The sequence below is a fragment of the Bosea sp. NBC_00550 genome, assembly GCF_026020075.1.
GTDB lineage: Bacteria > Pseudomonadota > Alphaproteobacteria > Rhizobiales > Beijerinckiaceae > Allobosea.
The window spans coordinates 3,489,165-3,513,834 of sequence record NZ_CP102772.1 but is presented as its reverse complement, the minus strand read 5'-3'; the positions used below and the strand labels follow the sequence as shown (position 1 = coordinate 3,513,834).

At 66.8% G+C, this 24,670-nt stretch carries 25 protein-coding genes and 1 tRNA gene; 16 read left to right on the top strand and 10 right to left on the bottom strand.

Annotated features, from left to right (window positions below):
* Window positions 1-173: 173 nt before the first annotated feature.
* Window positions 174-1,808, top strand: a complete 1,635-nt coding sequence (locus tag NWE53_RS16870) for an OpgD/OpgG family glucan biosynthesis protein (protein WP_265050533.1) — start codon at window positions 174-176, stop codon at window positions 1,806-1,808.
* On the opposite strand, the gene NWE53_RS16865 is transcribed toward NWE53_RS16870, so the two are convergent.
* Window positions 1,790-2,377, bottom strand: coding sequence for a hypothetical protein (locus tag NWE53_RS16865; RefSeq protein WP_265050532.1), 588 nt, complete (start codon window positions 2,375-2,377; stop codon window positions 1,790-1,792). The two genes, NWE53_RS16870 and NWE53_RS16865, sit on opposite strands and share 19 nt — an antisense overlap.
* A gap of 8 nt (window positions 2,378-2,385) precedes the next feature.
* On the opposite strand from NWE53_RS16865, the gene NWE53_RS16860 reads away from it, so the two are divergent.
* From NWE53_RS16860 to NWE53_RS16830, 7 genes are all read left to right on the top strand, one after another.
* On the top strand, window positions 2,386-2,811 hold the full coding sequence (locus tag NWE53_RS16860; RefSeq protein ID WP_265050531.1) for a hypothetical protein: 426 nt from the start codon (window positions 2,386-2,388) through the stop codon (window positions 2,809-2,811).
* A 14-nt stretch (window positions 2,812-2,825) separates the two neighbouring features.
* On the top strand, window positions 2,826-3,560 hold the full coding sequence (gene aztA, locus NWE53_RS16855) for a zinc ABC transporter ATP-binding protein AztA (protein WP_265050530.1): 735 nt from the start codon (window positions 2,826-2,828) through the stop codon (window positions 3,558-3,560).
* Window positions 3,561-3,577: 17 nt separating this feature from the next.
* Window positions 3,578-4,453, top strand: coding sequence for a metal ABC transporter permease (locus NWE53_RS16850; protein WP_265050529.1), 876 nt, complete (start codon window positions 3,578-3,580; stop codon window positions 4,451-4,453).
* A 34-nt stretch (window positions 4,454-4,487) separates the two neighbouring features.
* Complete coding sequence (locus tag NWE53_RS16845; protein ID WP_265050528.1) at window positions 4,488-5,429, top strand: metal ABC transporter substrate-binding protein; 942 nt, start codon at window positions 4,488-4,490, stop codon at window positions 5,427-5,429.
* 44 nt (window positions 5,430-5,473) lie between these two features.
* Entirely contained in the window at window positions 5,474-6,436 is a 963-nt protein-coding gene (locus NWE53_RS16840) for a CobW family GTP-binding protein (protein WP_265050527.1), read from the top strand.
* Window positions 6,437-6,607: 171 nt separating this feature from the next.
* Window positions 6,608-7,615 carry a WD40 repeat domain-containing protein gene (locus NWE53_RS16835; RefSeq protein WP_265050526.1) on the top strand — a complete coding sequence of 336 codons (1,008 nt, stop codon included), beginning with the start codon at window positions 6,608-6,610 and terminating at the stop codon, window positions 7,613-7,615.
* 5 nt (window positions 7,616-7,620) lie between these two features.
* Window positions 7,621-7,953 carry a hypothetical protein gene (locus NWE53_RS16830; RefSeq protein WP_265050525.1) on the top strand — a complete coding sequence of 111 codons (333 nt, stop codon included), beginning with the start codon at window positions 7,621-7,623 and terminating at the stop codon, window positions 7,951-7,953.
* Between the two features lie 35 nt (window positions 7,954-7,988).
* Here NWE53_RS16830 and NWE53_RS16825 read toward each other — a convergent pair whose 3' ends face one another.
* Window positions 7,989-8,813 carry an OmpA/MotB family protein gene (locus NWE53_RS16825; RefSeq protein WP_265050524.1) on the bottom strand — a complete coding sequence of 275 codons (825 nt, stop codon included), beginning with the start codon at window positions 8,811-8,813 and terminating at the stop codon, window positions 7,989-7,991.
* A gap of 14 nt (window positions 8,814-8,827) precedes the next feature.
* Entirely contained in the window at window positions 8,828-9,598 is a 771-nt protein-coding gene (locus tag NWE53_RS16820; protein WP_265050523.1) for a motility protein A, read from the bottom strand.
* A 141-nt stretch (window positions 9,599-9,739) separates the two neighbouring features.
* Between NWE53_RS16820 and NWE53_RS16815 the strand changes: the two genes are divergently transcribed.
* The 3 genes from NWE53_RS16815 to NWE53_RS16805 all read left to right on the top strand — a co-directional run bounded on the left by NWE53_RS16815 (window position 9,740) and on the right by NWE53_RS16805 (window position 13,226).
* Entirely contained in the window at window positions 9,740-11,554 is a 1,815-nt protein-coding gene (locus NWE53_RS16815; RefSeq protein ID WP_265050522.1) for a glucan ABC transporter ATP-binding protein/ permease, read from the top strand.
* A gap of 134 nt (window positions 11,555-11,688) precedes the next feature.
* Window positions 11,689-12,789 carry a calcium:cation antiporter gene (locus tag NWE53_RS16810; RefSeq protein WP_265050521.1) on the top strand — a complete coding sequence of 367 codons (1,101 nt, stop codon included), beginning with the start codon at window positions 11,689-11,691 and terminating at the stop codon, window positions 12,787-12,789.
* Window positions 12,790-12,890: 101 nt separating this feature from the next.
* Window positions 12,891-13,226 carry a DUF1330 domain-containing protein gene (locus tag NWE53_RS16805; protein WP_265050520.1) on the top strand — a complete coding sequence of 112 codons (336 nt, stop codon included), beginning with the start codon at window positions 12,891-12,893 and terminating at the stop codon, window positions 13,224-13,226.
* Between the two features lie 10 nt (window positions 13,227-13,236).
* On the opposite strand, the gene aroB is transcribed toward NWE53_RS16805, so the two are convergent.
* Both aroB and NWE53_RS16795 read right to left on the bottom strand, forming a co-directional pair.
* A complete protein-coding gene (gene aroB / locus NWE53_RS16800) occupies window positions 13,237-14,382 on the bottom strand; it encodes a 3-dehydroquinate synthase (protein WP_265050519.1) in 1,146 nt (381 codons plus the stop codon).
* Window positions 14,379-14,978: a shikimate kinase gene (locus NWE53_RS16795; protein WP_265050518.1), complete on the bottom strand. Its 600-nt coding sequence runs from the start codon at window positions 14,976-14,978 to the stop codon at window positions 14,379-14,381. Before NWE53_RS16795 ends, aroB begins: the two co-directional genes overlap by 4 nt.
* A gap of 173 nt (window positions 14,979-15,151) precedes the next feature.
* Between NWE53_RS16795 and NWE53_RS16790 the strand changes: the two genes are divergently transcribed.
* Together NWE53_RS16790 and NWE53_RS16785 are read left to right on the top strand one after the other, a co-directional pair.
* Window positions 15,152-15,298, top strand: a complete 147-nt coding sequence (locus tag NWE53_RS16790) for a histidine kinase (RefSeq protein ID WP_265050517.1) — start codon at window positions 15,152-15,154, stop codon at window positions 15,296-15,298.
* Window positions 15,295-16,224, top strand: a complete 930-nt coding sequence (locus NWE53_RS16785) for a site-specific tyrosine recombinase XerD (protein WP_265050516.1) — start codon at window positions 15,295-15,297, stop codon at window positions 16,222-16,224. Before NWE53_RS16790 ends, NWE53_RS16785 begins: the two co-directional genes overlap by 4 nt.
* A gap of 116 nt (window positions 16,225-16,340) precedes the next feature.
* Here the strand turns inward: NWE53_RS16785 and NWE53_RS16780 are convergent, their stop codons facing one another.
* Both NWE53_RS16780 and NWE53_RS16775 read right to left on the bottom strand, forming a co-directional pair.
* Entirely contained in the window at window positions 16,341-17,039 is a 699-nt protein-coding gene (locus NWE53_RS16780; RefSeq protein ID WP_265050515.1) for a carbonic anhydrase, read from the bottom strand.
* Window positions 17,040-17,106: 67 nt separating this feature from the next.
* Window positions 17,107-17,439, bottom strand: coding sequence for a DUF167 family protein (locus NWE53_RS16775; protein ID WP_265050514.1), 333 nt, complete (start codon window positions 17,437-17,439; stop codon window positions 17,107-17,109).
* A gap of 146 nt (window positions 17,440-17,585) precedes the next feature.
* Here NWE53_RS16775 and NWE53_RS16770 point away from each other — a divergent pair, with 146 nt between their 5' ends.
* The gene (locus NWE53_RS16770; protein WP_265050513.1) at window positions 17,586-19,079 is read left to right on the top strand and encodes an amidase; all 1,494 of its coding nucleotides are present in this window, start codon (window positions 17,586-17,588) and stop codon (window positions 19,077-19,079) included.
* Window positions 19,080-19,118: 39 nt separating this feature from the next.
* Window positions 19,119-20,699: an ABC transporter substrate-binding protein gene (locus NWE53_RS16765; RefSeq protein WP_265050512.1), complete on the top strand. Its 1,581-nt coding sequence runs from the start codon at window positions 19,119-19,121 to the stop codon at window positions 20,697-20,699.
* Between the two features lie 192 nt (window positions 20,700-20,891).
* Here the strand turns inward: NWE53_RS16765 and NWE53_RS16760 are convergent, their stop codons facing one another.
* Complete coding sequence (locus NWE53_RS16760; RefSeq protein WP_265050511.1) at window positions 20,892-22,487, bottom strand: gamma-glutamyltransferase; 1,596 nt, start codon at window positions 22,485-22,487, stop codon at window positions 20,892-20,894.
* A 109-nt stretch (window positions 22,488-22,596) separates the two neighbouring features.
* On the bottom strand, window positions 22,597-22,887 hold the full coding sequence (locus NWE53_RS16755; protein WP_265050510.1) for a YggT family protein: 291 nt from the start codon (window positions 22,885-22,887) through the stop codon (window positions 22,597-22,599).
* A 118-nt stretch (window positions 22,888-23,005) separates the two neighbouring features.
* Between NWE53_RS16755 and NWE53_RS16750 the strand changes: the two genes are divergently transcribed.
* Window positions 23,006-23,081, top strand: a tRNA-Ala gene (locus NWE53_RS16750).
* Between the two features lie 643 nt (window positions 23,082-23,724).
* On the opposite strand, the gene NWE53_RS16745 is transcribed toward NWE53_RS16750, so the two are convergent.
* A complete protein-coding gene (locus NWE53_RS16745; RefSeq protein WP_265050509.1) occupies window positions 23,725-24,621 on the bottom strand; it encodes an NAD-dependent epimerase/dehydratase family protein in 897 nt (298 codons plus the stop codon).
* Between the last annotated feature and the right edge of the window lie 49 nt (window positions 24,622-24,670).

Here is a 24,670-nt window from a genome sequence, read left to right as displayed (position 1 = left end):
GAGCATGCTGCCAGGGAAAGGGGAAGCGTTCGGGCAACCCGAGCTTTCCGTCTTTAGCCCAACGGCCGGACTGGTTTCGCCATGATTGGCTGACTATCTCTGGCCTCGCGCGGTTGCCCTTGCCCCTGGGACAGGCTAGCCGGGCATTGGGACCGAGAGAGATCAGGATCGACATGCAGGACCGCGCCGGGCAGGGCAGCAGCCAAAGGTTTCGCCTCGATCGACGGACTCTTCTCGCTGGCGCGAGCGCGACAGCGACGCTGGCCGCGCTTGGTTTCTCGCCGGAGGCGCTGGCGCAGCAGGGGCTGAAGCTCAGCCAGGCGCAGGATTTCACCTTCGAGGCGCTGAAGGCGCGGGCGAAGCAGATGGCCGCGCAGCCCTATGAGGCGCCGCCGAGCCCGCGCCCGGACGTGCTTCAGCGGATCGATTACGATGCGCACGGCAAGATCAGGTTCAAGCCCGAGATGGCGCTGTGGGCGAACGGCCCGTCGCCCTGGCCGGTGACCTTCTTCCATCTCGGCCGCTACTTCCAGAAGCCGGTGCGCATGCATGTCGTCGAGGGCGGCAAGGCGCGCGAGATCGTCTACGATGAGAGCTATTTCGAGATGCCGGTAGACTCGCCGGCGCGCGAATTGCCGACCGGCGCCGGATTTGCCGGCTTCCGCTTCCAGGAAAGCCGCAGCGGCCATCCCGGGCGCAAGGGCGAGACGCTGGACTGGAAGAAGAACGACTGGGTCGCCTTCCTGGGCGCCTCCTATTTCCGGGCGATCGGCGAGCTCTACCAGTATGGGCTCTCGGCGCGCGGGCTCGCCATCGACCCTGCGGTCGCGGGGCGGTCCGAGGAGTTCCCGGACTTCACCCATATCTGGCTGGAAACGCCGCAGGACGGCGCCGAATATGTCGTGGTTTATGCGCTGCTCTCGGGGCCGAGCGTGGCCGGCGCCTATCGCTTCCGCATGCATCGCGGCAAGGGCGTCACCATGGAGATCGAGGTCGCGCTGAACCTGCGCAAGGATGTCGAGCGCCTCGGCATCTCCCCTCTGACCTCGATGTACTGGTATTCCGAGACGGCGAAGAGCACCGCCGTCGACTGGCGCCCGGAGGTGCATGATTCCGACGGGCTCGCGCTCTGGACCGGTTCTGGCGAGCGCGCCTGGCGGCCGCTCAACAACCCCTCGCGCACGACGGCCTCGGCCTTCGTCGACAATAATCCGCGCGGTTTCGGCCTTATGCAGCGCGACCGCGAAGTCGGCCACTACCTCGACGGCGTGTTCTATGAGCGCCGCCCGAGCCTCTGGGTCGAGACGCAAGGGGAGTGGGGCAAAGGCTCGGTCCAGCTCATCGAGATCCCGACCGACGACGAGATCCACGACAATATCGTCGCGATGTGGGTGCCAGAGGCTCCTGCCAGGGCCGGGAGCGCCTATAATTACCGCTACAAGCTGCACTGGATGGCGGACGAGCCGTTCCCGACCTCGCTCGGCCGGGTCGTGGCGACGCGCCTGGGCAATGGCGGCCAGCCCGGCACGACGCGCCCCAAGGGCGTGCGCAAGTTCATGGTCGAGTTTCTCGGTCCGGCGCTGGAAAGCATTCCCTTCGGCGTGAAGCCCGAGGTGGTGCTCTCGGCCTCGCGCGGCTCGTTCTCCTACATCTTCGCCGAGGCCGTGCCGGACGATGTCCCCGGGCACTGGCGCGCCCAGTTCGACCTCACCGTCGATGGCAATGATCCGGTCGAGATGCGCTGCTATCTCAAGGCCGGCGATACGGTGCTGACCGAGACCTGGCTTTATCAGTACCTGCCGTTCTGAGGAACTCCAGCTTCGAGCAGGCGATAGACATGCGCCCCCGCGATCGCGATTCCGAGAACGCCGAGTTCGCTTGCGACACCCGCGAAGGCGAGCAGGTAGATATAGGCGTCGCCGTCGACGGCATCCAAGACGTCCGTCATGGTGATCATGATCGCGAAGATGCACGCCATCGTCGCGGCCACCGGCAAGACGACGATGGCCAGGAGCTGCCATGTCAGCCCACCCGTTCTCGCGATGGACTGGGCGAGGCCGAGATCCTGCCTGCCGAGCGCCAGGGCGCTGAATGCCAGCGTCGTCCTCAGCAGGACCCAGGCCAACGCTATCGCGAAAACCAACTTCGCAGCCATGATGACCGAAGATGCTGGAACGTCGCTTGAAATCACCAGCATGGCCGAGAGCGCCACGACGTTATAGGCGCCGTACCGCAAAGTCGCGAATGAAGGCCGGCCGATCCGGAAATCCACGTTCCGTCCCAGGATGACCTCCCGTACTGCAAGGACGCAGAGCGGCAGCCAGAGGATCGTCGACGAAACGTTCAGAAGCCACGATGTCGCGAAGTTTTCGAGCATGGCGCGTCTTGTCCCGCCCGTTCCACCAGCACGAGCCGATGGTGGATCGGGATCGTGCATATCGTCACGACCAGAACCATCAAGGGATGGCGCAGCAGAAAGCGCCCGAGATCCGCAAGGTCGCGCCCGCGACCGCAAGCACCGGCAACGTCATGATAAGCCCCCCCGGCCAACTAGAACAGATAGAGTACAAAACCTCGCTTGATGCAAGCGTTTTCGCTGTAATGTCGGGGCAGCCCGGCAGACCGCCATTGCGCCGCGGCGAATGTAATATTATAGCAGTGCATATGCCGTCGCAGAGTCACAATCACTCGCATGCCGTTGCGATCGAGCCCGGTTTCTCGCTGCTGCGGCTTTCCGCGCCGGCGCGACTTGGTTTCGCGGCGCTCATCGTCGCCGTGCTGTGGCTGGCGACGCTGGCCGTCATCCTCTGATCGAGTTGCGTTCGATGTCCGCCATCCGCCTGACAGATCTGACGCTGGGATATGACCGTCATCCGGCGGTGCATCACCTTTCGGGTGAGATCGAAACCGGCAGCCTCACCGCCATCGTCGGGCCGAACGGGGCCGGCAAATCGACGCTGCTCAAAGGCATCGCGGGCGCGCTCGCGCCGCTGTCTGGCGGCATCGCGCTCGCCAAGGGCAAGCGCCTCGCCTACCTGCCGCAATCGGCCGATCTCGACCGCTCCTTCCCGATCCATGTCTACGACCTCGTCGCCATGGGGCTGTGGAACCGCGCCGGCCTCTTCGGGCGCATCGGCGCCGGGGCGGCTCAGAAGATCGACGATGCCATCGCGGCGGTGGGCCTGACCGGCTTCGAGCGCCGGCCGATCGGGACTTTGTCAGGCGGCCAGATGCAGCGCGCGCTGTTCGCACGCCTGCTGCTGCAGGATGCCGACGTCATCCTGCTCGACGAACCCTTCACCGCCATCGATGCGCGCACCACCGCCGATCTGCTCGATCTGGTGAGGCGCTGGCATGGCGAGAACCGCACGGTCGTGGCGGTGCTGCACGATATCGAGACGGTGCGGCAGGCCTTTCCGCGGACCTTGTTGCTGGCGCGCGAGGCCGTCGCCTGGGGCGAGACCGGCGCGGTGCTGACGGCGGAGAACCTGCTGAGGGCGCGGCGCATGGTCGAATCCTTCGACAGCCACGCCGCTCCCTGCCAGCGCGACGCTGCCTGAACGTACAGATCGGGCCAATGCTCTACGATCTCCTCATCGGCCCCTTCGCCGAATTCGACTTCATGCGCCGCGCCCTGGTCGGCGTCGTGGCGCTGTCGGTCTCGGGCGCGCCGATCGGCGTCTTCCTGATGCTCCGGCGGATGAGCCTGACCGGCGATGCTATGGCGCATGCCATCCTGCCCGGCGCGGCGCTGGGTTATCTCGTCGCGGGGTTCTCGCTGCCGGCGATGACGATCGGCGGTCTCGCGGCCGGTTTCGCCGTGGCGCTGGCGGCCGGCGCGGTGGCGCGGGCGACGGTGCTCAAGGAGGACGCCTCGCTCGCGGCCTTCTACCTGATCTCGCTCGCGCTCGGCGTTACCATCGTCTCGCTGCGCGGCTCGGCCATCGACCTGCTGCATGTGCTGTTCGGCAATGTGCTAGCGCTCGACGACCAGGTGCTGATCCTGCTCGCCAGCGTCGCCACCATCTCTCTGTTGACGCTCGCGGCGCTCTACCGGCCGCTGGTGCTGGAATGCGTCGATCCCGGCTTCCTGCGCTCGGTCAGCCGCTCCGGCGGCATCGTGCACCTGACCTTCCTCGCCCTCGTCGTGCTCAACCTCGTCGCGGGCTTCCATGCGCTGGGCACATTGCTGGCCGTCGGGATGATGATGCTGCCGGCCGCGGCGGCGCGCTTCTGGACGGCGGATATCACCAGACTGCTGCTGCTCGCCGCCGGTTTCGGCATGGTTTCCGGCTATGTCGGTCTCGTCCTGTCTTATGCGGCGGGCTCCAGCCTGCCGGCCGGTCCCTCCGTCATCCTGGCGGCGGGCGCGATCTATCTCGGTTCGCTCCTGTTCGGATCGCAGGACGGACTTGCGCGCCGCCTCTTGCCTCGCGCCCATCTCCAGAGATAGAAACGTTATATCGTTTCATTTGCGGAGACCTTCGATGCCTAACCGTCGCGCCCTCATCGCCGGGCTTGTCGTGGGGCTGACCGCAGTCGCCGCGCCCTTCGGCGCTTTCGCGCAGGAGAAGCTGCCGGTGGTGGCGAGCTTCTCGATCCTGGGCGACTTCGTCCGGCAGATCGGCGGCGAGCGCGTCAGCGTGACGACTCTCGTCGGCCCGGACGGCGATGCGCATGTCTATTCGCCGACGCCGGGCGATGCCAAGGCGATGGCGGGCGCGAAGCTCGTCGTGGTCAACGGGCTGCATTTCGAGGGCTGGCTGCCGCGCCTCGTCAAATCCTCGGGCACGAAGGCCACGCTCTTCGAAGCGACCAAGGGCATCACGCCGCTCGAGGCGGATGACGACCATGACGACAAGGGCAAGGGCGGTCCGGCGCATGCGCATGGCCATGACGATCCGCATGCCTGGCAGAACATCGCCAATGCAAAGCTCTATGTCGCCAATATCCGCGATGCGCTGAGCGCGGCCGATCCGGCGGGCAAGGCGAATTACGAGGCCAATGCCGCGGCCTATCTGGCCGAGCTCAATACGCTCGAAGGCGAGGTGAAGGCGGCTGTCGCCCGCATCCCCGCCGACCGGCGCAAGGCGATCACCACGCATGATGCCTTCGGCTATTTCGTCAAGGCCTACGGCATCGCCTTCATCGCGCCGCAGGGCGTCTCGACCGAAGCCGAGGCCTCGGCCAGGGACGTCGCCCGCATCATCCGGCAGGTGAAGGGGCAGAAGATCCCGGCCGTCTTCCTCGAAAACGTCACCAATCCCCGCCTCGTCGAGCAGATCGCGCGGGAAAGCGGGGCCAAGGTCGGCGGCCGGCTCTATTCGGATGCGCTGTCCGACGCGTCGGGTCCGGCGGGGACTTACATCCGGATGATGAAGCACAATATAAGCGAGATCGAGAAGGCGCTGACCGCCGGCCCGGCTTGACCGGGCGGCGCCGTCGCTAGCGTCGCAGCCATTCAGGTCAAGTCATGTCCGAGAAAATCCCCGTCACGGTGCTCACCGGCTATCTGGGCGCCGGCAAGACCACGCTCCTCAACCGCATCCTGACCGAGGACCACGGCAAGAAGTTCGCCGTCATCGTCAACGAGTTCGGCGAGGCCGGCATCGATGGCGACCTGATCGTCGGTGCCGACGAGGAAATCTTCGAGATGAACAACGGCTGCATCTGCTGCACCGTGCGCGGCGATTTGATCCGCATTCTCGACGGGCTGATGAAGCGCAAGGGCAAGTTCGACGCGATCATCGTCGAGACCACCGGTCTCGCCGATCCCGCGCCGGTCGCCCAGACCTTCTTCGTCGACCAGGATGTCGGCGACGCGACCCGGCTCGACGCCGTCGTCACCGTGACCGACGCGAAGTGGCTGAAAGACCGGCTGAAGGACGCGCCGGAGGCCAAGAACCAGATCGCCTTCGCCGACGTCATCATCCTCAACAAGACCGATCTCGTCTCGGCCGAGGAACTGGCAGAGGTCGAGGCGCAAATCCGCAAGATCAACCCCTATGCCAAGCTGCACAAGGCCGAGCGTTGCGACGTGGCGATCGACCAACTGCTCGACCGCAACGCCTTCGATCTCGACCGCATTCTCGACATCGAGCCTGACTTCCTCGAATCCGGCCATCACCATCATCATGCCGAGGATATCCGCTCGATCTCGCTGACCGTGCCGGGCGAGGTCGATCCCGAGAAGTTCATGCCGTGGATCAATGACCTCACCCAGATCCAGGGACCGAACATCCTGCGCTCCAAGGGCATCCTCGCCTTCAAGGACGAACCGCGCCGCTTCGTCTTCCAGGGCGTGCACATGATCCTCGACGGCGATCTCCAGCGCGACTGGAAGGATGGCGAGAAGCGCGAGAGCCGCCTCGTCTTCATCGGGCGCGGTCTCAACGAGAATGAGTTGCGCAAGGGGTTTGAAGCCTGCGCGGCTTGAGGCCTCAATTCTCGCCGTCGTCATCCCGGACCAGCAGCGAAGCTGCGCCGATCCGGGATCCATGCCTGAGCCTTCATCGGAAGCGCTGGGGCATGGATCCCGGGTTTCCCTTCGGTCACCCGGGATGACGCAGTGGTTTTCACGGATAACGAGCTGCGCTAGACCGGCCGCATGAGCACCATCGCCCAAACCGTCTCGCTGCGCGAGCATGTCACGCCCATCGCGGCCGAGACCCATGTCGTCGCCATCCGCTGGTTGAAGCAGGGCCTTGCCTTCGCGCTCGCCGACGGGCGCGTGCTGCGCTGGCGCGACGGCACGACGGACAGCGTCGAGGCGCATGCCGGCGGTATCCTGTCGGCGACGGGCGATGGCGAGCGGCTCATCACCGGCGGCGATGACGGGCGCGTCGTCGCAACCCGCATCGAAGGCGAGCCGGAAGAGCTGGCGAAGGACCCGAAGCGGCGCTGGATCGATGCGATCACGCTCTCGGCCTCCGGCAATCTCGCCTGGAACACTGGCAAGAGCGTGCATGCCCGCGACGAGAAGGGCCGCGTGCGCACATTGGAAGCGGCGAGCACGCCGCAGGGCCTCGTCTTCGCGCCGAAGGGCTATCGCCTCGCCATCGCCCAGATGAACGGTGTCTCGCTCTGGTATCCCAACACCGAGGCGAAGCCGGAATTCCTGGAATGGAAGGGTTCGCATCTCGATGTCGCCTGGTCCCCGGACGGGCGCTTCGTCGTCAGCTCGATGCAGGAGAATGCGCTGCATGGCTGGAAGCTCGGCGACAAGCCCGGGCATATGCGGATGACCGGCTATCCGGCCAAGCCGCGTTCGCTGTCCTGGTCGCATGACGGGCTCTGGCTCGCCTCCAGTGGCGCGGACGGCGCGATCGTCTGGCCGTTTCAGGGCGACGGGCCGCAGGGCAAGGCGCCGCGCGAATGCGGCGTGCGCCATGCGCGCGTCACCCGCGTCGCCTTCCATCCCGGCGCGCTGGTTCTGGCGATCGGCTATGACGACGGCTGTATCCTGCTGGTGCGGCTGACCGATGGCTCCGAGTTGCTGGTGCGACCGGCCGTGCGCGACAGCGGCATCAGCGCTTTCGCCTGGGACAAGGGCGGCAAGCGCCTCGCCTTCGGCGCCGAGGATGGCGCAGCGGGCGTGCTCGTGCTGCCGAGCTGAGACCCGTGCGCTTCGGTCTCTTCGGCAAGCCCGATACCCGAAAGGGCGGCGAAGCGAAGGCCGAAGCGAAGGCTGTGGCCGAGCGCTTGAAGGTACAGGTCAGAGAGATGCTCGGCCTGGCCGAGGCGACCGCGATCGCCGTCAACGAGATCATCTGCGCCGATCCTGCCTGCCCCGGCAGCGAGACGGTGATCCTGGTGATGAAGCCCGGTGAGAAGACCCGGGCTTACAAGCTGCAGATGGCCATGGCCGAGGTGACGGCGGAGGCGCTGGCCGAGGCGCTTCGTCATGCTCGGCTTGACCCGAGCATCTCGGAAACAGGCACCTTCTCGTCATGAGATGCTCGGGTCGAGCCCGAGCATGACGTGCCTTATCAGGGCTTCAAGCCGTTCGGGATGGCCGGCGCTTCGGCCTTCAGCACGATGCCGACGCGGCGGTTATAGGGCAGGTAGGGATTGTCCTTGATCAGCGGCTCGGTGTCGCCCTTGCCGGTGACGGACGAGAAGCGCTCGCTCGGCATGCCGGCATTGGCGAGGATTTCGCGGACTGCATTGGCGCGGCCGATCGAGAGCCCCCAGAGATCGCCCTCGGGCACCGCACCCGGCCGCGGCGTCGCGCTGTGGCCGGAGATCGCGATCTTGTTCGGCATGCGCCGCAGCGTCGGGGCGACGGCGGCCAGGACCTTGCGCATGCGCTCGTTGGGCTGGGCGGAGCCCTCGGCGAACATGGCGCGGCCCTCCTGATCGACGAGCTGGATGTCGACGCCAGCCTCGGTGACCTCGACGAGGACGTTGCGCGAGATTTCGGCGATCTCCGGCATGTCGCGCAGCGCCTGCCTGAGCGAGGCGGCGGCCAGCGCGAAGCCGCGGTCGAAGGTCGCCGACATCAAGCCGTCGTCCTTCTGGTTGTGCTGGCTGGGCCCGGGCGTGTCCGTCGCGTCCTCGAGAGGGCGGATATGGGCGTTCTTGATATGGCTCTTGGTCGGGATGCCGTCGCGTTCGACGATGCCGGCGAGGCGAACGTCGCTCTGCGTGCCGAAGGCTTCGCGCATCGAGCCGGCGACGATCTGGAGCTTCTGCTTGTCCTGGCTCGAATAGGCGGCGACCATGACGAAGAACGCCATCAGCAGCGCCATCAGGTCGGCGAAGGTCACGAACCAGCCGTGGCCGCCGTGGCCGCCGCGTTTCTTCTTCGCCATGGCCTAGAGCCCGGTCATGCCGCTTGCGCCATCTCTGCGCGATGGTGATCGGGCAGATAGGCCAGCAGCATCTCGCGCACCAGCGTCGGGCTCTTGGCGTCGCGCATCTGCAGCACGCCGTCGATGATCAGCGTGCGGGAGATCTCCTCCTCCTCAAGCTTGATGTGCAGCTTGTCGGCGATCGGCAGCGTGAACATGTTGGCGACCATGGCGCCGTAGAGCGTCGCCAGCAGCGCCGTCGCCATGGCCGGGCCGAGCTTGGAGGGGTCGGACATGTTGGCGAACATCGTGACCATGCCGAGAATCGTGCCGATCATGCCCCAGGCCGGTGCGCAGTCGCCGATGGCGCGGTAGACCTTGGAGCCTTCGTCGAGCCGCTGCAGGAAGTTGTCGCGGTCGCGCTCCATCGTGTCGCGGATGAAGTCCTTGTCGTAGCCGTCGGCGATGTAGCGCAGCCCCTGGGCGAGGAATGGGTCGGAGACCTCGACGTTCTCGAGCGCGACCGGGCCGCTCTTGCGGGCGATCTCGGCGACGCGCGTGATCTCGTCGATCAGCTCGCGCGGATGGATCGAACGCATGGTGAAGGCGAAGCGGACGCCCATCGGCAGGCCGTGCGCGATCACCGAAAAGGGAAAGCGCAGCATGGTGGCCGCACTGGCGCCGCCGAAGATGATGATCGCGGCGTGCTTGTCCCAATAGGCAGCGAAATTACCGCCGTCGATCATGATCAGCGCGACGATTGTCGCGATGCCCCCCAGAATGCCTGCGCCGGTGGCGAGATCCATAAGAGCACCCTGATGCGCGCGATGCTCCGGGATCGCGAGCCGGGGCTTTTCGCAGTGCGGAAACCATAAGATGTGTGGTTTGAACGAAGCGTTAAGGTTGAGACGCTTGCCCCGGCGAAACGCTCCGTTAAGAATCGGCCGATGTCGCTCTTCACGCTCTATGCCCGTGTCCTCGGCGAACTCGGCCCGGAAAGGCGGCTGGGCATCGTCCTGGCGCTGGCCAACGTCCTGCTGGCGGCGGTCGCCTTCGCCGAGCCGATGCTGTTCGGCGCGCTGATCGACCGGCTGACCACGATCCAGACGTCGGGCGGCTCACTGACCTGGAGCAGCATCAACCTGCTGATCTTCGCCTGGGCCGGCTTCGGCCTCGCCAATATCGGCGTCGGGGTCTTCGTCGCGCTCAATGCCGACAAGCTCGCCCATCGCAGCCGGCTTGCCGTGATGGCGCGCTATTTCGAGCACGCGCTCACCTTGCCGCTCGCCTATCACACGCAGACCCATTCCGGCCGCGTGCTCAAGGTGATGCTCGACGGCACGAGCGCGATGTGGGCGCTGTGGCTCTCCTTCTTCCGCGAGCACTGCGCCTCGATCGTCGCGCTGTTCGTGCTCTTGCCCTTCACGGTCTGGAAGAACTGGCAGCTCGGCCTGCTGCTGATCTGCCTCGTGCTGCTGTTCGGCTCGCTGACCGCCTTCGTGCTGCGCAAGACCGACCAACTCCAGCGCAATGTCGAGGCCTATCATTCGAACCTCGCCGAACGTGCCTCCGATGCGCTCGGCAACGTGCCGGTGATCCAGAGCTTCACTCGCATCGAGGCGGAAGTGCGGGGGCTGCGCAGCACCATCAGCAGCCTGCTGGAGGCGCAGCTGCCGGTTTTGTCCTGGTGGGCGATGGCGACGGTCGCGACGCGGGCCTCGGCGACGCTGACAGTGCTCGCGATCTTCGTCGTCGGCACCTGGCTGCTGATGCATGGCCAGACGACCGTCGGCGAGATCGTCACCTTCATGGGCTTCGCCACCATGCTGGTCGGGCGTCTCGAGCAGATCGTCGCCTTCGTGAACTTCATCTTCATGCAGGCGCCGAAGATGCGGGAGTTCTTCGAGGTGCTCGACACGCCGCCGACCGTGCGCGACCTGCCGAGCGCCAAGGATCCCGGCCGGCTCCAGGGCGCCGTCTCCTTCGAGGACGTCTCCTTCTCCTATGATGGCAAGCGCGCGGCGGTCCGCGACGTCTCCTTCGCGGTCAGGCCCGGCGAGACGATCGCCGTCGTCGGCTCGACCGGCTCGGGCAAGTCGACCACGCTTGGCCTGCTGCACCGGGCCTTCGACCCGCAATCGGGGCGGATCACGGTCGATGGTCTGGATATCCGCGAGATCTCCCTGCTGTCGCTCCGGCGCAATATCGGCGTCGTCTTCCAGGAGCCGATGCTGTTCGCCCGTTCGATCCGCGAGAACCTGCTCGTGGGCAAGCCGGACGCCACCGACGCCGAGCTGATGCAGGCGCTCGACCGGGCGCAGGCGAGCGAGGTGATGGCCCGCCAGACGGATGGGCTCGACACGCTCGTCGGCGAGCGCGGCCGGACGCTGTCAGGCGGCGAGCGCCAACGGCTTTCGATCGCGCGCGCGCTCCTCAAGAACCCGCCGATCCTGATCCTCGACGAGGCCACCTCGGCGCTCGATGCCGCCACCGAGGTCAAGCTGCAGAAGGCGCTGGAGGAGGTGATGAAGGATCGCACCACCTTCGTCATCGCGCATCGCCTCGCCACGATCCGCAACGCCGATCGCATCCTCGTCTTCGAGCATGGGCAGGTCGAGGAGATGGGCACCTTCGACGAGCTCGTCGCCAAGGGCGGGCGCTTCGCGGCGCTGGCGCGGGCGCAGTATCTCGTCAGCGACAAGCCGGCCCCGCTCGCGGAAGGGGCGGCGAGCCCGCTGGCGCAGAAGATCCTGCCGGGTTGACGCTTCTGCCGGGCTGAACGCGAGAAATCGTTCGTCGAGGGCCCTGCGTCGATGTCAGGCGTTGCACCAGCGTCGCCTTTCCCGCTTATGTAGGTCACACCCTTTCCGCAACGAACTTCCGTGTGACGACGACGATGATGATCCTTCGCCTTGCCTGTGCCTGGGCTTCGGTTGCCGTATTCCTGCTGTTCGGCGACACTCTGCTCGGTCAGCTCGGCGCGCCGTTGCCGTCCCTGCTCGTTTTCCTCTGGTTGCTCGGCGTCATCATCTGGTCGTCCTTCGGCGTCGTGCACGAGGCCGAGGACCTGGCCGACAGGTTGGGCGAGCCCTATGGCACACTGATCCTGACCCTCTCGATCGTCATCATCGAGGTGGCGCTGGTCGGCGCCGTCATGCTCGGCGCGAAGGGGGCGCCGACGCTCGGCCGCGACACGATGTTCGCGGTGCTGATGATCGTGCTCAACGGCGTGGTCGGCATCGGCCTGCTGATCGGCGGCCTGAGGCATTTCCAGCAGCGCTACAACCTGAAGGGCGCCACGTCCTATCTGGCCGTAATCATCCCGCTGACGGTGATCCCGCTCTTCCTGCCGAACTTCACGACCTCGACGCCGGACGGCACGCTGACCTCCTTCCAGGCCATCGCCTTCTCGATCTTCACGGTCGCGCTCTACGGCGCCTTCCTCGCGCTCCAGACGGGGCGGCACAGCATGTTCTTCCGCGAGCCGGAGGAGGACGGCAAGCCGGTCGCGGCTGCCGGCGTCGAGGAGGAGTCTTCTTCCGCACGCGAAATCCTGCCGCATGTCGGGCTGCTGCTCGCCAATATCCTGCCGATCGTCATCCTCTCGAAGAGCCTGGCGGCGGTGCTCGACTTCGGCATCGCCAAGCTCGGCGCGCCCGCCGCGCTCGGCGGCATCCTGATCGCGATGGTGGTGTTCACGCCGGAATGCATTGCCGCGCTCAAGGCGATCACCGCCAATCAGCTGCAGCGCGCGGTCAATCTCTGCCTGGGTGCGGCCGCCTCGACGCTGGGCATGACGGTGCCCGCGGTGCTGCTGATCGGCGTCTTCACCGGCCAGCCGGTGGTGCTCGGCCTGTCGGCGACGAACATGGTGATCGCCGCCATGACCCTGCTGCTCTCGACGCTGACCTTCACTGGCACGCGCACCACCATGCTGGAGGGCGCGGTGCATCTCGCCGTGTTCTTCGTCTTCCTCGTGCTGGTGTTCAGCCCCTGACGGGCAAGCGATAACCCCGCAGGTAATCGACCCGCGCCATCTGCGACGTCATGGTCCTCCGCAACGGCCGGCTTTCGAGCGGCCCTTCGACGGAGAGGACCATGACCGCCTATGCCATCGCCCACCTGCAGGAAGTCCGGCTCGGCCCGGAGATCATCGACTACATCCGGCGCATCGATGCGACGCTTGTTCCCTATGAGGGCCGTTTCCTGATCCATGGCGCGACGCCGGAGATCATCGAGGGGCCATGGCCCGGCGATCTCGTCATCATCGCCTTTCCCGATCTGGAGCGGGCGCGCGCCTGGTACGACTCGCCCGGCTATCGCGAAATCCTGCCGCTGCGGACGGAGAACTCGCTCAGTATGGCGATGATCGTGAAGGGCGTGGAGGCCGGCTATCGCGCGACCGATTTCCTCGCCAAGGCCGGTCTTGCCTGATCCGTTTCGATCAGCCGTGCGAAGCGAGCTCGGTCTCGATGAAGCCGCGCACTTCCTCCGCCGCGACACCCGGCGCGATGAAGCTCTTGCCGATGCCGCGGGCGAGGATGAAGGTCAGGACGCCGCGCTTGACCTTCTTGTCCTGCGCCATGGCGTTGACGATCTCCTCGGCGCTTCCCGCCCCACCCGGCACCTGCTGCAAACGGCTGGGCAGGCCGACATGGTCGAGATGGCGCGCGACCCGCCCGGCATCCTGGCCCGGGCAGAGCCCGAGGCGCTGCGAGAAGCGGAAAGCGAGCGCCAGACCGATGGCGACGGCCTCCCCATGGACGAGGCGCGCGGAATCGTAGTTGGTCAGGCGCTCCAGCGCATGGGCGAAGGTGTGGCCGAGATTGAGGAGCGCGCGGTCGCCCTCCTCGCGCTCGTCGCGGGCCACGATCGCCGCCTTGGCGCGGCAGGAGACGGCGACGGCATGGTCACGCTCCGGGCCGCCGGCGATAACGCGGCTCCAGTTCGCCTCGCACCAGTCGAAGAAGACGGGGTCGTCGATCAGCCCGTATTTCACGACCTCGGCGTAGCCGGCCTTGAACTCGCGCTCGCTCAGCGTGTCGAGGAGGGCGGTGTCGGCGACGACCAGCGCCGGCTGGTGGAAGGCGCCGATCAGGTTCTTGCCATATGGCGAGTTAATGCCGGTCTTGCCGCCGACCGAGGAATCGACCTGCGAGAGCAGCGTGGTCGGCACCTGGATGAAGCGGACGCCGCGCCGCAGCACCGCTGCCGCGAAGCCGGTGAGATCGCCGACGACGCCGCCGCCGAAGGCGATGACGAGGTCGTTGCGTTCTATCTTCGCCGCCAGCAGGGCATCGCAGAGCGCGATGAACTGGGCATAGGATTTCGAGCCTTCTCCCGGCGGGATGGTGATGCGGCTCGACGTGATGCCTTCCTGGTGCAGGCAGGCCTCGAAGGCGGCGCCGTGCAGGGCGGCGACGCTGGTATCTGTGACGAGGGCGGCCTTGGCGCCGGGCGCGAAGGCCGCGATCAAGGCGGCGGCCTCGCAGAGCTGGTGGCGGCCGATATGGATGTCGTAGGCGCGGCCCTCCAGCGCGACGGGGACGGTGATCCGCGCGCCGGCCTTCTCGGTCAGGGTGGCGTTCATGGCGTGTCTTCTCCGGCCGTCAGGCGCAGATAGCCGCCCAATGCGGCAATGGTTTCGCCGACCACGAGTTCGTGAGGCTCGTCGCTCGACTGGATCGTCAGGTCGGCAAGCGCGTAGACGGGCTCGCGATCGGCCAGCATCCGGCGCAGGGTCGCCTCGGGGTCGGTCGTCTGAAGCAGCGGGCGGTTGGAGCGCTTGCGGACGCGGCGCATCAGGACATCGGGCTCGGCCTTGAGCCAGACCGAAACGCCGAGCTGCCTGATGCGCTCGCGCGTTTCGGCATTCATGAAGGCCCCGCCGCCGGTCGCGAGCACGAGCGGCGCGCGGGTCGTGAGAATGCGGCTGATGACGCGGCGCTCGCCATCGCGGAACTCGGCCTCGCCGCGCTGCGCGAAGATCTCGGGGATCGTCATGCCCGCCGCCGTCTCGATCTCGGTATCGGCGTCGACGAAGGGCATGCCGAGGCGGCTGGCGAGCCGGCGCCCGACAGAACTCTTGCCGGAGCCCATCATCCCGACGAGCACGATGGCGCGGCCGCCGAGAGCAGCGCGGAGATCGGCCGTATCCGGGGCGGTGATTGTGGCGGCGGCAGTCATCGATCTTATTTCCTCGGCACGCTGTAGCACGCAGGCGCCGGCCGCGTCATGCCTCCGTCATGGTTTTGCCGCGCTTTGCGCGGGGCTGTGGCCTGCCTGCCCTTGCGCGGCGCGGGCGGCATCGCGGATAGTCGGCTGGCCCAAGATCGCGCGATTGCAAGAGTTCGCCCGAAGTGCCGACGTTATTCCGTTTCCTCGTCTTCGTCGCGGTCATCGCCGGTCTGGTCTTCGGGGGCATGGTGGCGCTCGTGACCTTCGTCCAGCCGGTGCAGCGCGAGATGGTCGAGATCGTGCCGCCCTCGAAGCTTCAGCCGAAATGAGCCGGCTGTCGCGCCAGCGGCTGAACGCTTACCTCGACATGCTGGCGGCCGAGCGCGGCGCGGCGCGCAATACGCTCGAAGCCTATGAGCGCGATGTCGAGGATTATCTCGGCTTCCTTGCGAACAAGGCCGTGGCCGATGCCACGGCGGAGGATATCCGCGGCTGGCTCGCCGATCTCTCGGCGCGCGGGCTCAAGGCTTCGTCGGCGGCGCGGCGGCTTTCCGCCGTGCGGCAGTTCCATCGCTTTCTCTATACCGAGGGGTTGGCGGGAACCGACCCCTCCGCCGCGATCTCGGGCCCCCGCCAGGGGCGGCCCCTGCCGAAGGTGGCCTCGGTCGGCGATGTCGACCGGCTTCTCGAAACCGCCCGGGCGGCGTGTTCGCGGGAGGGGCTGACCAAGGCGGCCCGGCTGAAGGCGCTGCGAATGCGCTGCCTCGTCGAGATGCTCTACGCCACGGGCCTGCGTGTTTCCGAGCTGATCGCGCTGCCGCGATCGGCCGCGACGACACGCGAGCGCTTCCTGATCGTGCGCGGCAAGGGCGACAAGGAACGGCTGGTGCCGCTGAACGAGGCGGCGAGGCAGGCTGCACGCGAGTGGCTGGAGGCGCTGACGGAAGCGGGCGAGACCGATGGGCGTTGGCTCTTCCCGTCGGATGGCGAAAGCGGCCACCTGACGCGGCAGGTCTTCGCGCGCGATCTCAAGGTGCTCGGCGGGGCGGCGGGCTTCTCGGCCGCGGCGCTCAGCCCGCATGTGCTGCGTCATGCCTTCGCGAGCCATCTGCTGCAGAACGGCGCCGACCTCAGGGTGGTGCAGGAACTGCTAGGGCATGCCGACATCGCGACGACCCAGATCTACACCCATGTCCTCGACGAGCGGTTGAAGAGCATGGTGCGGGATCTCCATCCGCTGGCGGATGGCGAGTGAGGCACGGCCGCCGCCGCGTCATTCTCGGGCGGAGCGAAGCGTAGACCCGAGATATCGGGACGAGAGAAGCTGGTTTCCGAGATGCTCGGGTCAAGCCCGCGCATGACGTACAGCGCTCACGCCTCAGAGCAGCGGATCTGCTGGACGCGCCGGGGCATCTCGCCGACGGCCGGGATGAACTGGCCGGTCGCGGGATCGAGGATCATCAGCACACCCGTGGCGACCGCGAAATAGGCGCCGTGCAGGTGCAGCCTGCCCTTGCTTTCGAGGATCTGGACGCAAGGGAAAGTGCGGAGATTGTCGAGCGATTGCTGGACCGAAGCCAGTTCAAGCCGGTGCAGGTAGCCGTCGAAGCTCTCGTTGCGGCCGCGCCCGCCGGTGCGCTCGGCCGCCGGGCCGATCAGGGTGATCCATTTGCCGATGAAGTCGCCGGGCGAGAGCGCTTCCTGGCTGTCGTCGGCGAAGGCGCGGATGCCGCCGCAGCGGCCATGGCCGAGCACGACGATATGCTGGACCTTGAGCGCCTGCACGGCATATTCCAGCGCGGCCGACGTGCCGTGGAGCTGGTTGTCCGGCTGGAAGGGCGGCACGAGATTGGCGATGTTGCGGGCGACGAACATCTCGCCCGGCCGCGCATCGAAGATGACTTCCGGCGAAACGCGCGAGTCGCAGCAGCCGATCAGCATGATCTTCGGCGTCTGGCCGTGTTCGCCAAGTTCTTCGTATCGGCCCTTTTCGCGGAGAAAACGGTCGTCGAGGAAGGTCCGATAGCCTTCCGTCAGGCGCTGCGGGAACGGCTCTGCAGGCTTTTCCATGGCTCTTCTCGAACAGGAAAGCGCGGGCTTCGTCAAGTCGATGTTGCGGTGCGATACGGGCGAGCGCCTATCGGCCGCCGCAAATCCGCGCTTCGAGCACGGAGACGAGCGTGCGCGGCTCACCCCGCAGCAGCACGGTCTTCAGCCGCGCGCTGGCGCCGGCGACGATGGCGATCTGCGAACGCGGCAGCCTGAGTTCACCCGACAAAAGCAGGATGAGGGCGGCGTTCGCCTCACCCTCCGTCGGTGCTGCCCGGACGCGCGCCTTCAGCACGGAGCGACCATCGGCCAGGGTCTCGACACCATCTAACGCATCGCGGCCGCCGCGCGGCGTCAGCCTGACGGTCAGGCTGACGCCTTCGCCTGTTTCCCGCCAGGGACGGCTGGTCGGATCGCTCATCGGCTCTCTCTTCGGCCCTCTCGTCGGGAAGGGGCAGCCATGCGCCGCCGGGTCATGGACATACCGGTCGCGTCGCCTAGTCTGGCTGCCTGCGCCCTGTGCGGCATAACGCTTGCCAAGGCGCCTGCGCAACGGAGACACCCGCCTTGACCGAACCTTGCGATCTCAGCGCCGTCGCCGCGCGCGCCCTCATCGGCGCCCGGAAGCTTTCCGCCCGCGAACTGCTCGAAAGCTGCATCCGCCGCATGGACGAGGTCGATCCGGCGGTGAACGCGATGGTGGCGCGGGACGACGAGGCGGCACGCAAGGCGGCCGCCGAGGCCGACGAAGCGACGGCGCGCGGCGATGCGCTGGGCGCTCTGCACGGCCTGCCGGTCGGGATCAAGGATCTCGAAAACACCGCGGGACTGCGCACCACCTATGGCAGCGCGCTCTATCGCGATTTCGTACCGAAGGAAGACCAGCTGATCGTCGCCTCGGTGCGCAAGGCCGGCGCGATCATCGCCGGCAAGACCAACACGCCCGAATGGGGCGCCGGGGCCAATACCCGCAATGCCGTCTACGGCGCGACGGGCAACCCCTTCGATCCGTCGAAGAGCGCGGCCGGCTCCTCCGGCGGCTCGGGCGTGGCGCTGGCGACGGGCATGGTGCCGATCGCCACCGGCTCCGACACGGGCGGTTCGCTGCGCAATCCGGCGGCCTTCAACGGCATCGTCGGCTTCCGCCCGACGCCGGGCCTCGTGCCGAGCGAGAAGCGGGCGCTCGGCTGGTATCCGCTTCCGGTGCTCGGGCCGATGGCGCGCAATGTGCCCGATCTCTGCCTGCTGCTTTCCTCCATGGTCTCCGACAACGGTGCCGATCCGCTCGCCACGACCGTGCATGGCCAGACGATCCGCCGGCCGCAGGATTTCGCCCGACCCGATGCCATCGATCTCGCCTCGCTCAAGGTGGCGCTGACGCCCGATTTCGGCTTCGCCCCGACGGAGCGGCATATCAAGGACGTCTTCGCCGAGAAGGCCGGGGCGTTCAGCCATCTCTTCCACGCCGCCGAAGAAGCCACGCCGGATTGCGACGGCACCGACGAGGTCTTCGAGATCCTGCGTGCGGTCGGCTTCCTCGCCGGCCATCTCGACAAGGTGCGCGACACGCCGGACATGGTCGGGCCTAATGTGCGGGCCAATGTCGAGGAAGGCCTGGGCTATTCGGCCCTCGACGTTACGCGGGCGCTGAAGCAGCAGACGGCGATCTACCAGCGCTGGCAGCAGTTCTTCGAGCGCTACGACGTCATCCTCTCGCCGGCGGTGACGTTGAGCCCGCGTCCCTGGACCGAGCTCTTCCCCGCCGAGATCGACGGCAGGGCGACGCGGACCTATTTCCACTGGCTGGCGCTGGCCTATGCCGTGACCATCGTCGGACACCCGGCGATCTCGCTGCCGGTCGGGCTCGACCGCAACGGCATGCCCTTCGGGCTCCAGATCGTCGGGCCGCGTGGCGGCGATGCCAAGGTGCTGGCGGTGGCCGCCGCGCTGGAGGCGGCGCTGGCAGGCGACCCGCTGACGGCGCGGCCGGTGCCGGACCTCGCCAGGCTCGCCAAGGCCCGGCCGATCAGCGAGAGCCCGAATTTCATGGGCTTCGCCTGAACGGACACAATCATCAACCAGAAAAAGGGGAGAGCAAGCATGAAGCGTCGCGATTTTCTCACGGGGACGGCCGCGCTGGGCATCGCCGGCCCGAGCCTGACGCGGTCCGCCGCCGCGCAGAGCGCCACGACCCTGAAGTTCGTGCCACAGGCCAACCTGACGGCACTCGATCCGATCTGGACGACGGCGACCGTGACCAACAACCACGGCTATTTCGTCTTCGACACGCTCTATGGCGGCGATCTCGACCTCAAGCCGCAGCCGCAGATGGCCGAGGGCCACGAGATCTCGGCCGACGGCAAGACCTGGCGCATCAAGCTGCGCGAGGGGCTCGCCTTCCATGACGGCGCCCCGGTCAAGCCGGCCGACTGCATCCAGAGCATGAAGCGCTGGTGCCAGCGTGATCCATACGGGCAGCTCCTGACCAAGGTCGTCGAAGCCTGGAGCGCGCCCGACGAACGCACCATCGAGATCAAGTTGACCCGACCCTTCCCGATGATGCTGGACCTGCTCTCCAAGGCGGACAACCCGCCCTTCATCATGCCGGAGCGGCTGGCCCAGACCGACGCCACCAAGCAGGTGACGGAGATGGTCGGCTCCGGCCCCTACAAATTCGTCCCCGGCGAATATGTCACCGGCAGCCGCGTGGTCTACGAGAAGTTCGACGGCTACAAGCCGCGCAGCGAGGCGCCGAGCCGCAATGCCGGCGGCAAGGTCGCGAACTTCAAGCGGATCGAGTGGCACATCCTGCCCGATCCGGCGACCTCCGCCGCGGCCCTGACGACGGGCGAGGTCGATTGGTGGGAGCGTCCGCTCGCCGATCTGCAGCCGATGCTGGCCCAGAGCCCCGACATCAAGCGCGAGATCATCGACAAGGCCGGGCGCGGCGCCATCATCCGGCTGAACCATCTGCAGCCACCCTTCAACAACCCGAAGGTGCGTGCCGCCGTCCGCATGGCGGTGAAGCAGGAAGACTATATGCGCGCCGCCCAGGGCGACGATACCTCGACCTGGCAGGTCTGCCGCAATCTCTGGTGGCGCGGCACGCCGTACTACACGGGCGAGCAGGAAGATCTGATGCCGGGCAGCATCGAGAAGGCCAAGGCCGCGCTGAAGGAGTCCGGCTACAATGGCGAGAAGGTCGTCATCATCAATCCGACCGACTTCCCGGATATCGGGCCGCTCGGCGAGGTGACCTACGAACTGCTCAAGCAACTCGGCATGAACGTGGAGATGGCGGCGAGCGACTGGGGTACGGTGATCCAGCGCCGCAACAGCCGCGAGGGCGTCGAGAAGGGCGGCTGGAGCATCTTCCACACCACCGGCGCGGCAATCGGCTGGGGCAACCCGGCGCTGTCGAACCTTGTGCGCGGCCAGGGCGACAAGGGCTGGTTCGGCTGGTGGAAGAGCGACAAGGCCGAGGAACTGGCCGAGCAGTGGCTCTATGCGCCCGATGAGGCCGCGCAAAAGAAGACGGCGGTCGATCTCGGCCGGCTGGCGCTGGAAGAATGCGGGACGATCCCGCTCGGCCAGTTCGTCATCCGCACCGCCTATCGCAAGAACCTGACCGGCATGCTGCCAGGCTCCGCGCCCTATCCCTGGGGCTTGAAGCGGGTCTGAGACCGTCCGGCAACTCTACTGCGGCGGTCGCCTGACGGCGTTTTCTGCGCTTCCGGTGCTCACGTACTGATGTACGCTCCGCTCCGGTTCTCGAAAACGCCGCCATTCGACTCCCGCAGCGAGTGGCCGGACGGTCTCCGGGCGGTTCGCGGCAGGGGCGGGTACGTCCCATCCCGTGCCGCCTTCGGTGCTTCAGTGCTGTGCCGCGACTGCCGCCGACCAGGGTGAGGCGGCGTCGCTCGAGCCTTCGGCGCCGTCACGGTAGACCCGGATGAAGTTCGGGCAGGCGAAGTTGATCGGCAGCACGGCATGCTCGACGAGGGTCGTCGGGCCAGCCTGCTCCAGCGCCGCCAGCGTCTCGGCGGGCAGTCGCAGATCTGCGCTGGTCGAGTCGGGGCCGGAGACGTCGATGCGCTGCTGGTGCGCCGTCGCTTCGGTATCCATGCCGAAATCGAGCTGCCAGGCGAGGGTCTGGTAGACGCTGGCGAGGATGCGACGCCCGCCGGAGGAGCCGGCGGCGAGACGCGGCCAGCCGCCATCCCTGGGCGTCACCACGACCGGGCACATGTTGCAGAGCGGGCGGGCGCCGGGCGCGATCGCATTGGCGCTGCCGGGGCGCGGATCGAACCACATCATGCCGTTGTTCATCAGCACGCCGGTGCCCGGCAGCACGACGCGGCTGCCCATCGAGGAGAGCAGCGTCGTGGTGACGGTGACGAGATTGCCCTCGCCGTCGACCACGGTGAGGTGCGTGGTGCAGGTGTCGCCCGGTTCCTTGGCCGTGGTGGCGGCGCCAAGGCCGTCGAGGCGTTCGCGATAGGCCTCTCGCATGACGCGGGAGAGCTGCGCGAACCAGACGGCCGAAGGGCCGTCGCCATCGATCGGCGCATCGGCCATGCCGGCTACCACGCGCTCGAGCGTCGGCGCCGCGGTGAGGCCGCCGGCCGTATGGACGACGTGGCTGCCGCGCCAGTCGATCGTCGGCGCCTCGCGCAGCTCGGCCTTGCAACCCGCCAGATCCTGCTCGTCCACGACCCCACCAGCGGCGGCGATGTCCGCAGCGAGCCGGCGGGCGAGATCGCCGCTGTAGAAGTCGTCGAGGCCGGCTCTGGCGAGGTGTTCGAGGGTCTCCGGCAGCTTGCCGAGCGTCATGAAGCCGGGCGAGCCCTGATAGGGCGGCACCGGCGGCAGGCCGCCGGGCAGGTAGATGCGCGCGCTCTCCTCATAGAGCCGCAGCACCGCGGCGGAGGAGGCGATCTTCAGCGTCGTGTACCAATCCGCGGGCAGGCCGCGCCGGGCGAGCGCGATCGCGGGCTGCAGGATATCGGCCAGCGGCAGCGCTGAGCCGAAGGCCTGCTTGAGCTTGGCATAGCCGGCGACCGAGGACGGGATGCAGAAGGAGAGGGGGCCGTGGATGTTGCGGTCGCCGACCACCTCCGGCCAGGTGAAGAGGTCCTTCTTCATCTCGCCCGTGAGGGGGTAATCGGCGGGATCGGCGCGGCGTGGCGCGACAGGGCCGAAATCGACGACCTGCGCTCGGCCTTCCCCAGCCTTCAGCACCACCGCGAAGCCGATACCGCCGAGGCCGCTGTTCCAGGGTTCGACCGCTGCGAGCGCGAAGCAGGCCGCGACCGCTGCGTCGGCGGCATTGCCGCCCTGCTCGAGGATCGCCGTTCCGGCCTCGGCCGCCTCGCGGCTCTGCGAGACGACGATGCCGTGCCTGCCGCGGGCGGCCGGCTTGGTCAGAACCCAGTTCTGGCTGCGATAGGGGCGAGCGGCTGCGGCCATGCGGGCGACCTCGATCGATTGTGGAGGTCGCCATACTGCATGCCGGCCGCGGCGCCGTCGAATGCGTCGTGGAAGCCGGGGAGCCGCGCGGCGCGCAGGGCAGACGCCGTCAGAACACGTTCGGGTAGATGTAGCGGACGATCACGCTCTGGATGAAGTAGATGATCAGCAGCAGGATGATCGGCGAGATGTCGATGCCGCCGAGATTCGGCAGGCGCTCGCGGATCGGGCGCAGGGCCGGCTCCGTGACGCGGTAGAGCGCGTCCCAGATGGTCGCGACGAACTGGTTGCGGGTGTTGATGACATTGAAGGCGATCAGCCAGCTCAGCACCGCCGAGGCGATCAAAATCCACACATAGATCTGCAGGGCGAGCAGAACCACGTCGAGAACGGCACGCATCGATCTTCCTCTTGGGCCTTTTCGGAAAGGTGTCGCGGAATATCGTCCGCCGGCGCCAAAACAGATGGCGGAGGTGATTGACATCCACGCGGCGCACGGCCTAGAAGGCCAGCGCCTTGGGGCTGTAGCTCAGATGGGAGAGCGCTGCAATCGCACTGCAGAGGTCAGGGGTTCGAATCCCCTCAGCTCCACCAAGGCTTTCGTATAAATAGCTGATCTTGTTGAGGCTGCGGCGTCATTGGCCGCGGTACCCAACATACCCCAACAGTAAACGCAAATCAGTTCGGACGGAAACGGCTCTATAGGGCTGCATTCGGATTTCAGTCCCTACGCACTGAACGCCCCCGTGGCTGGCTCACCTGGGAAAGCACGTGATCCACGCGCATAAAGATGTCGTCCAGGACTTCTTCGGCGTCGAAATCCTTGTCCTTCGCGGAAATCGCTTTTAGCGCGTCGCGGGATTGGGAGTGCAGAATTAGCACTCATCATGCGGCGAACGCTTTGACGCTGCGAATCGTTTTGCTACGGCCAGTATCAAAGCTCGCAAAGCGGTTATTTCAGATCGGTCGAAATCGTCAGTGGCCATCCGCAGGTGCCCCTCTATCTGCTGTTTCCGCAAGAGAGCTGAGGAGGTGCAAGCGAGCGTCAGGGCTATCCCGGTTTGCTGTCCGCAAGGTCCAGATCGCGCTGGAGGCTGCCGGCGTCGAGTTCCTGAATTGCGGCCAGCCCGGCGTTCAGAGGCGAAGTTTGGGAGCCGGAGTATTATGTCACCTTATGCTTCTCGTGGGGGTGAGCGCTCGCAGGCTGGAGGACACGTTGCTCGTTGTGATCGCGAGGTCAGGGGCGCACGAAATCGTTCTCGATCCACTCGATCACCGAACCGTACCTTGGCTTCCAGCCGAACTCCTTGCGGGCCTTCGCGGCACGGACGCGGCTATTCGAGCCGAGCGCGAAGACAGCAAGCTCCCGGCCCCATTTCGCGATTGCCTCCTGCGCCGACCAGGACTGTGCCGGGGCGAGCTTGAGCGTACTTCCGATCGCACGGACGAGATCACCGAAGGCTGCCTCGCCATTCTCGACATAGTAGAAGCTGCCGGCCGGCGCCTTTTCGAGCGCCAGGATATAGAGCTCGGCCATGTCGGCAATATGAACGTTCGACCAGACGTTAAGCCCGCGCCCGATGTAGCGGGGGATGCCGCTTTCCTTCGCCTGCGCGACGAGGGGCGGGATCTGCACGCTTTGTGCCGGCGGGCCGAACGTGTGGCCATAGATCAGACTGTTGCACAATACGATCGAACGCACCCCGGGGGCCGCATCGACGATCAGCTGGTTGAGCGCGACACGAGGCTCCTTGTCGGGCTCAGGCTTGACCGGCGTCTCCTCCGTGAAGGTGGCGTCCGAAGGCTCGCCCATCGCCTCATCGCCGACGAGGCTGGTACCGCTTGTATGGATGAAAGGCTTGCCCGATCCGGCGAGGCCCGAGAGCAAGGCTTCGACCGCACCTCTATGGTCGCTGTCGGCAGCGTTGACCACGGCATCCGCGGCCGTTGCCTCGGCCGCAAGCAGCTCGGGATCGTCGAGCGTACCGAGGACGGGCACGATGCCCTTGGCGAGGACGCTGTCCGCCTTGCTCGCGCTCCGCACGAGACCGCGCACCTGATGGCCTTGGGAGGCGAGCGATGTGGCGACCGCTCCGCCGATATACCCGCTCGCACCGGTAACGAAAATCTTCACTGGATTTGTCCTTGCATTGGGTCCGATCCTGGCCGGCGTCGAGGCGGCA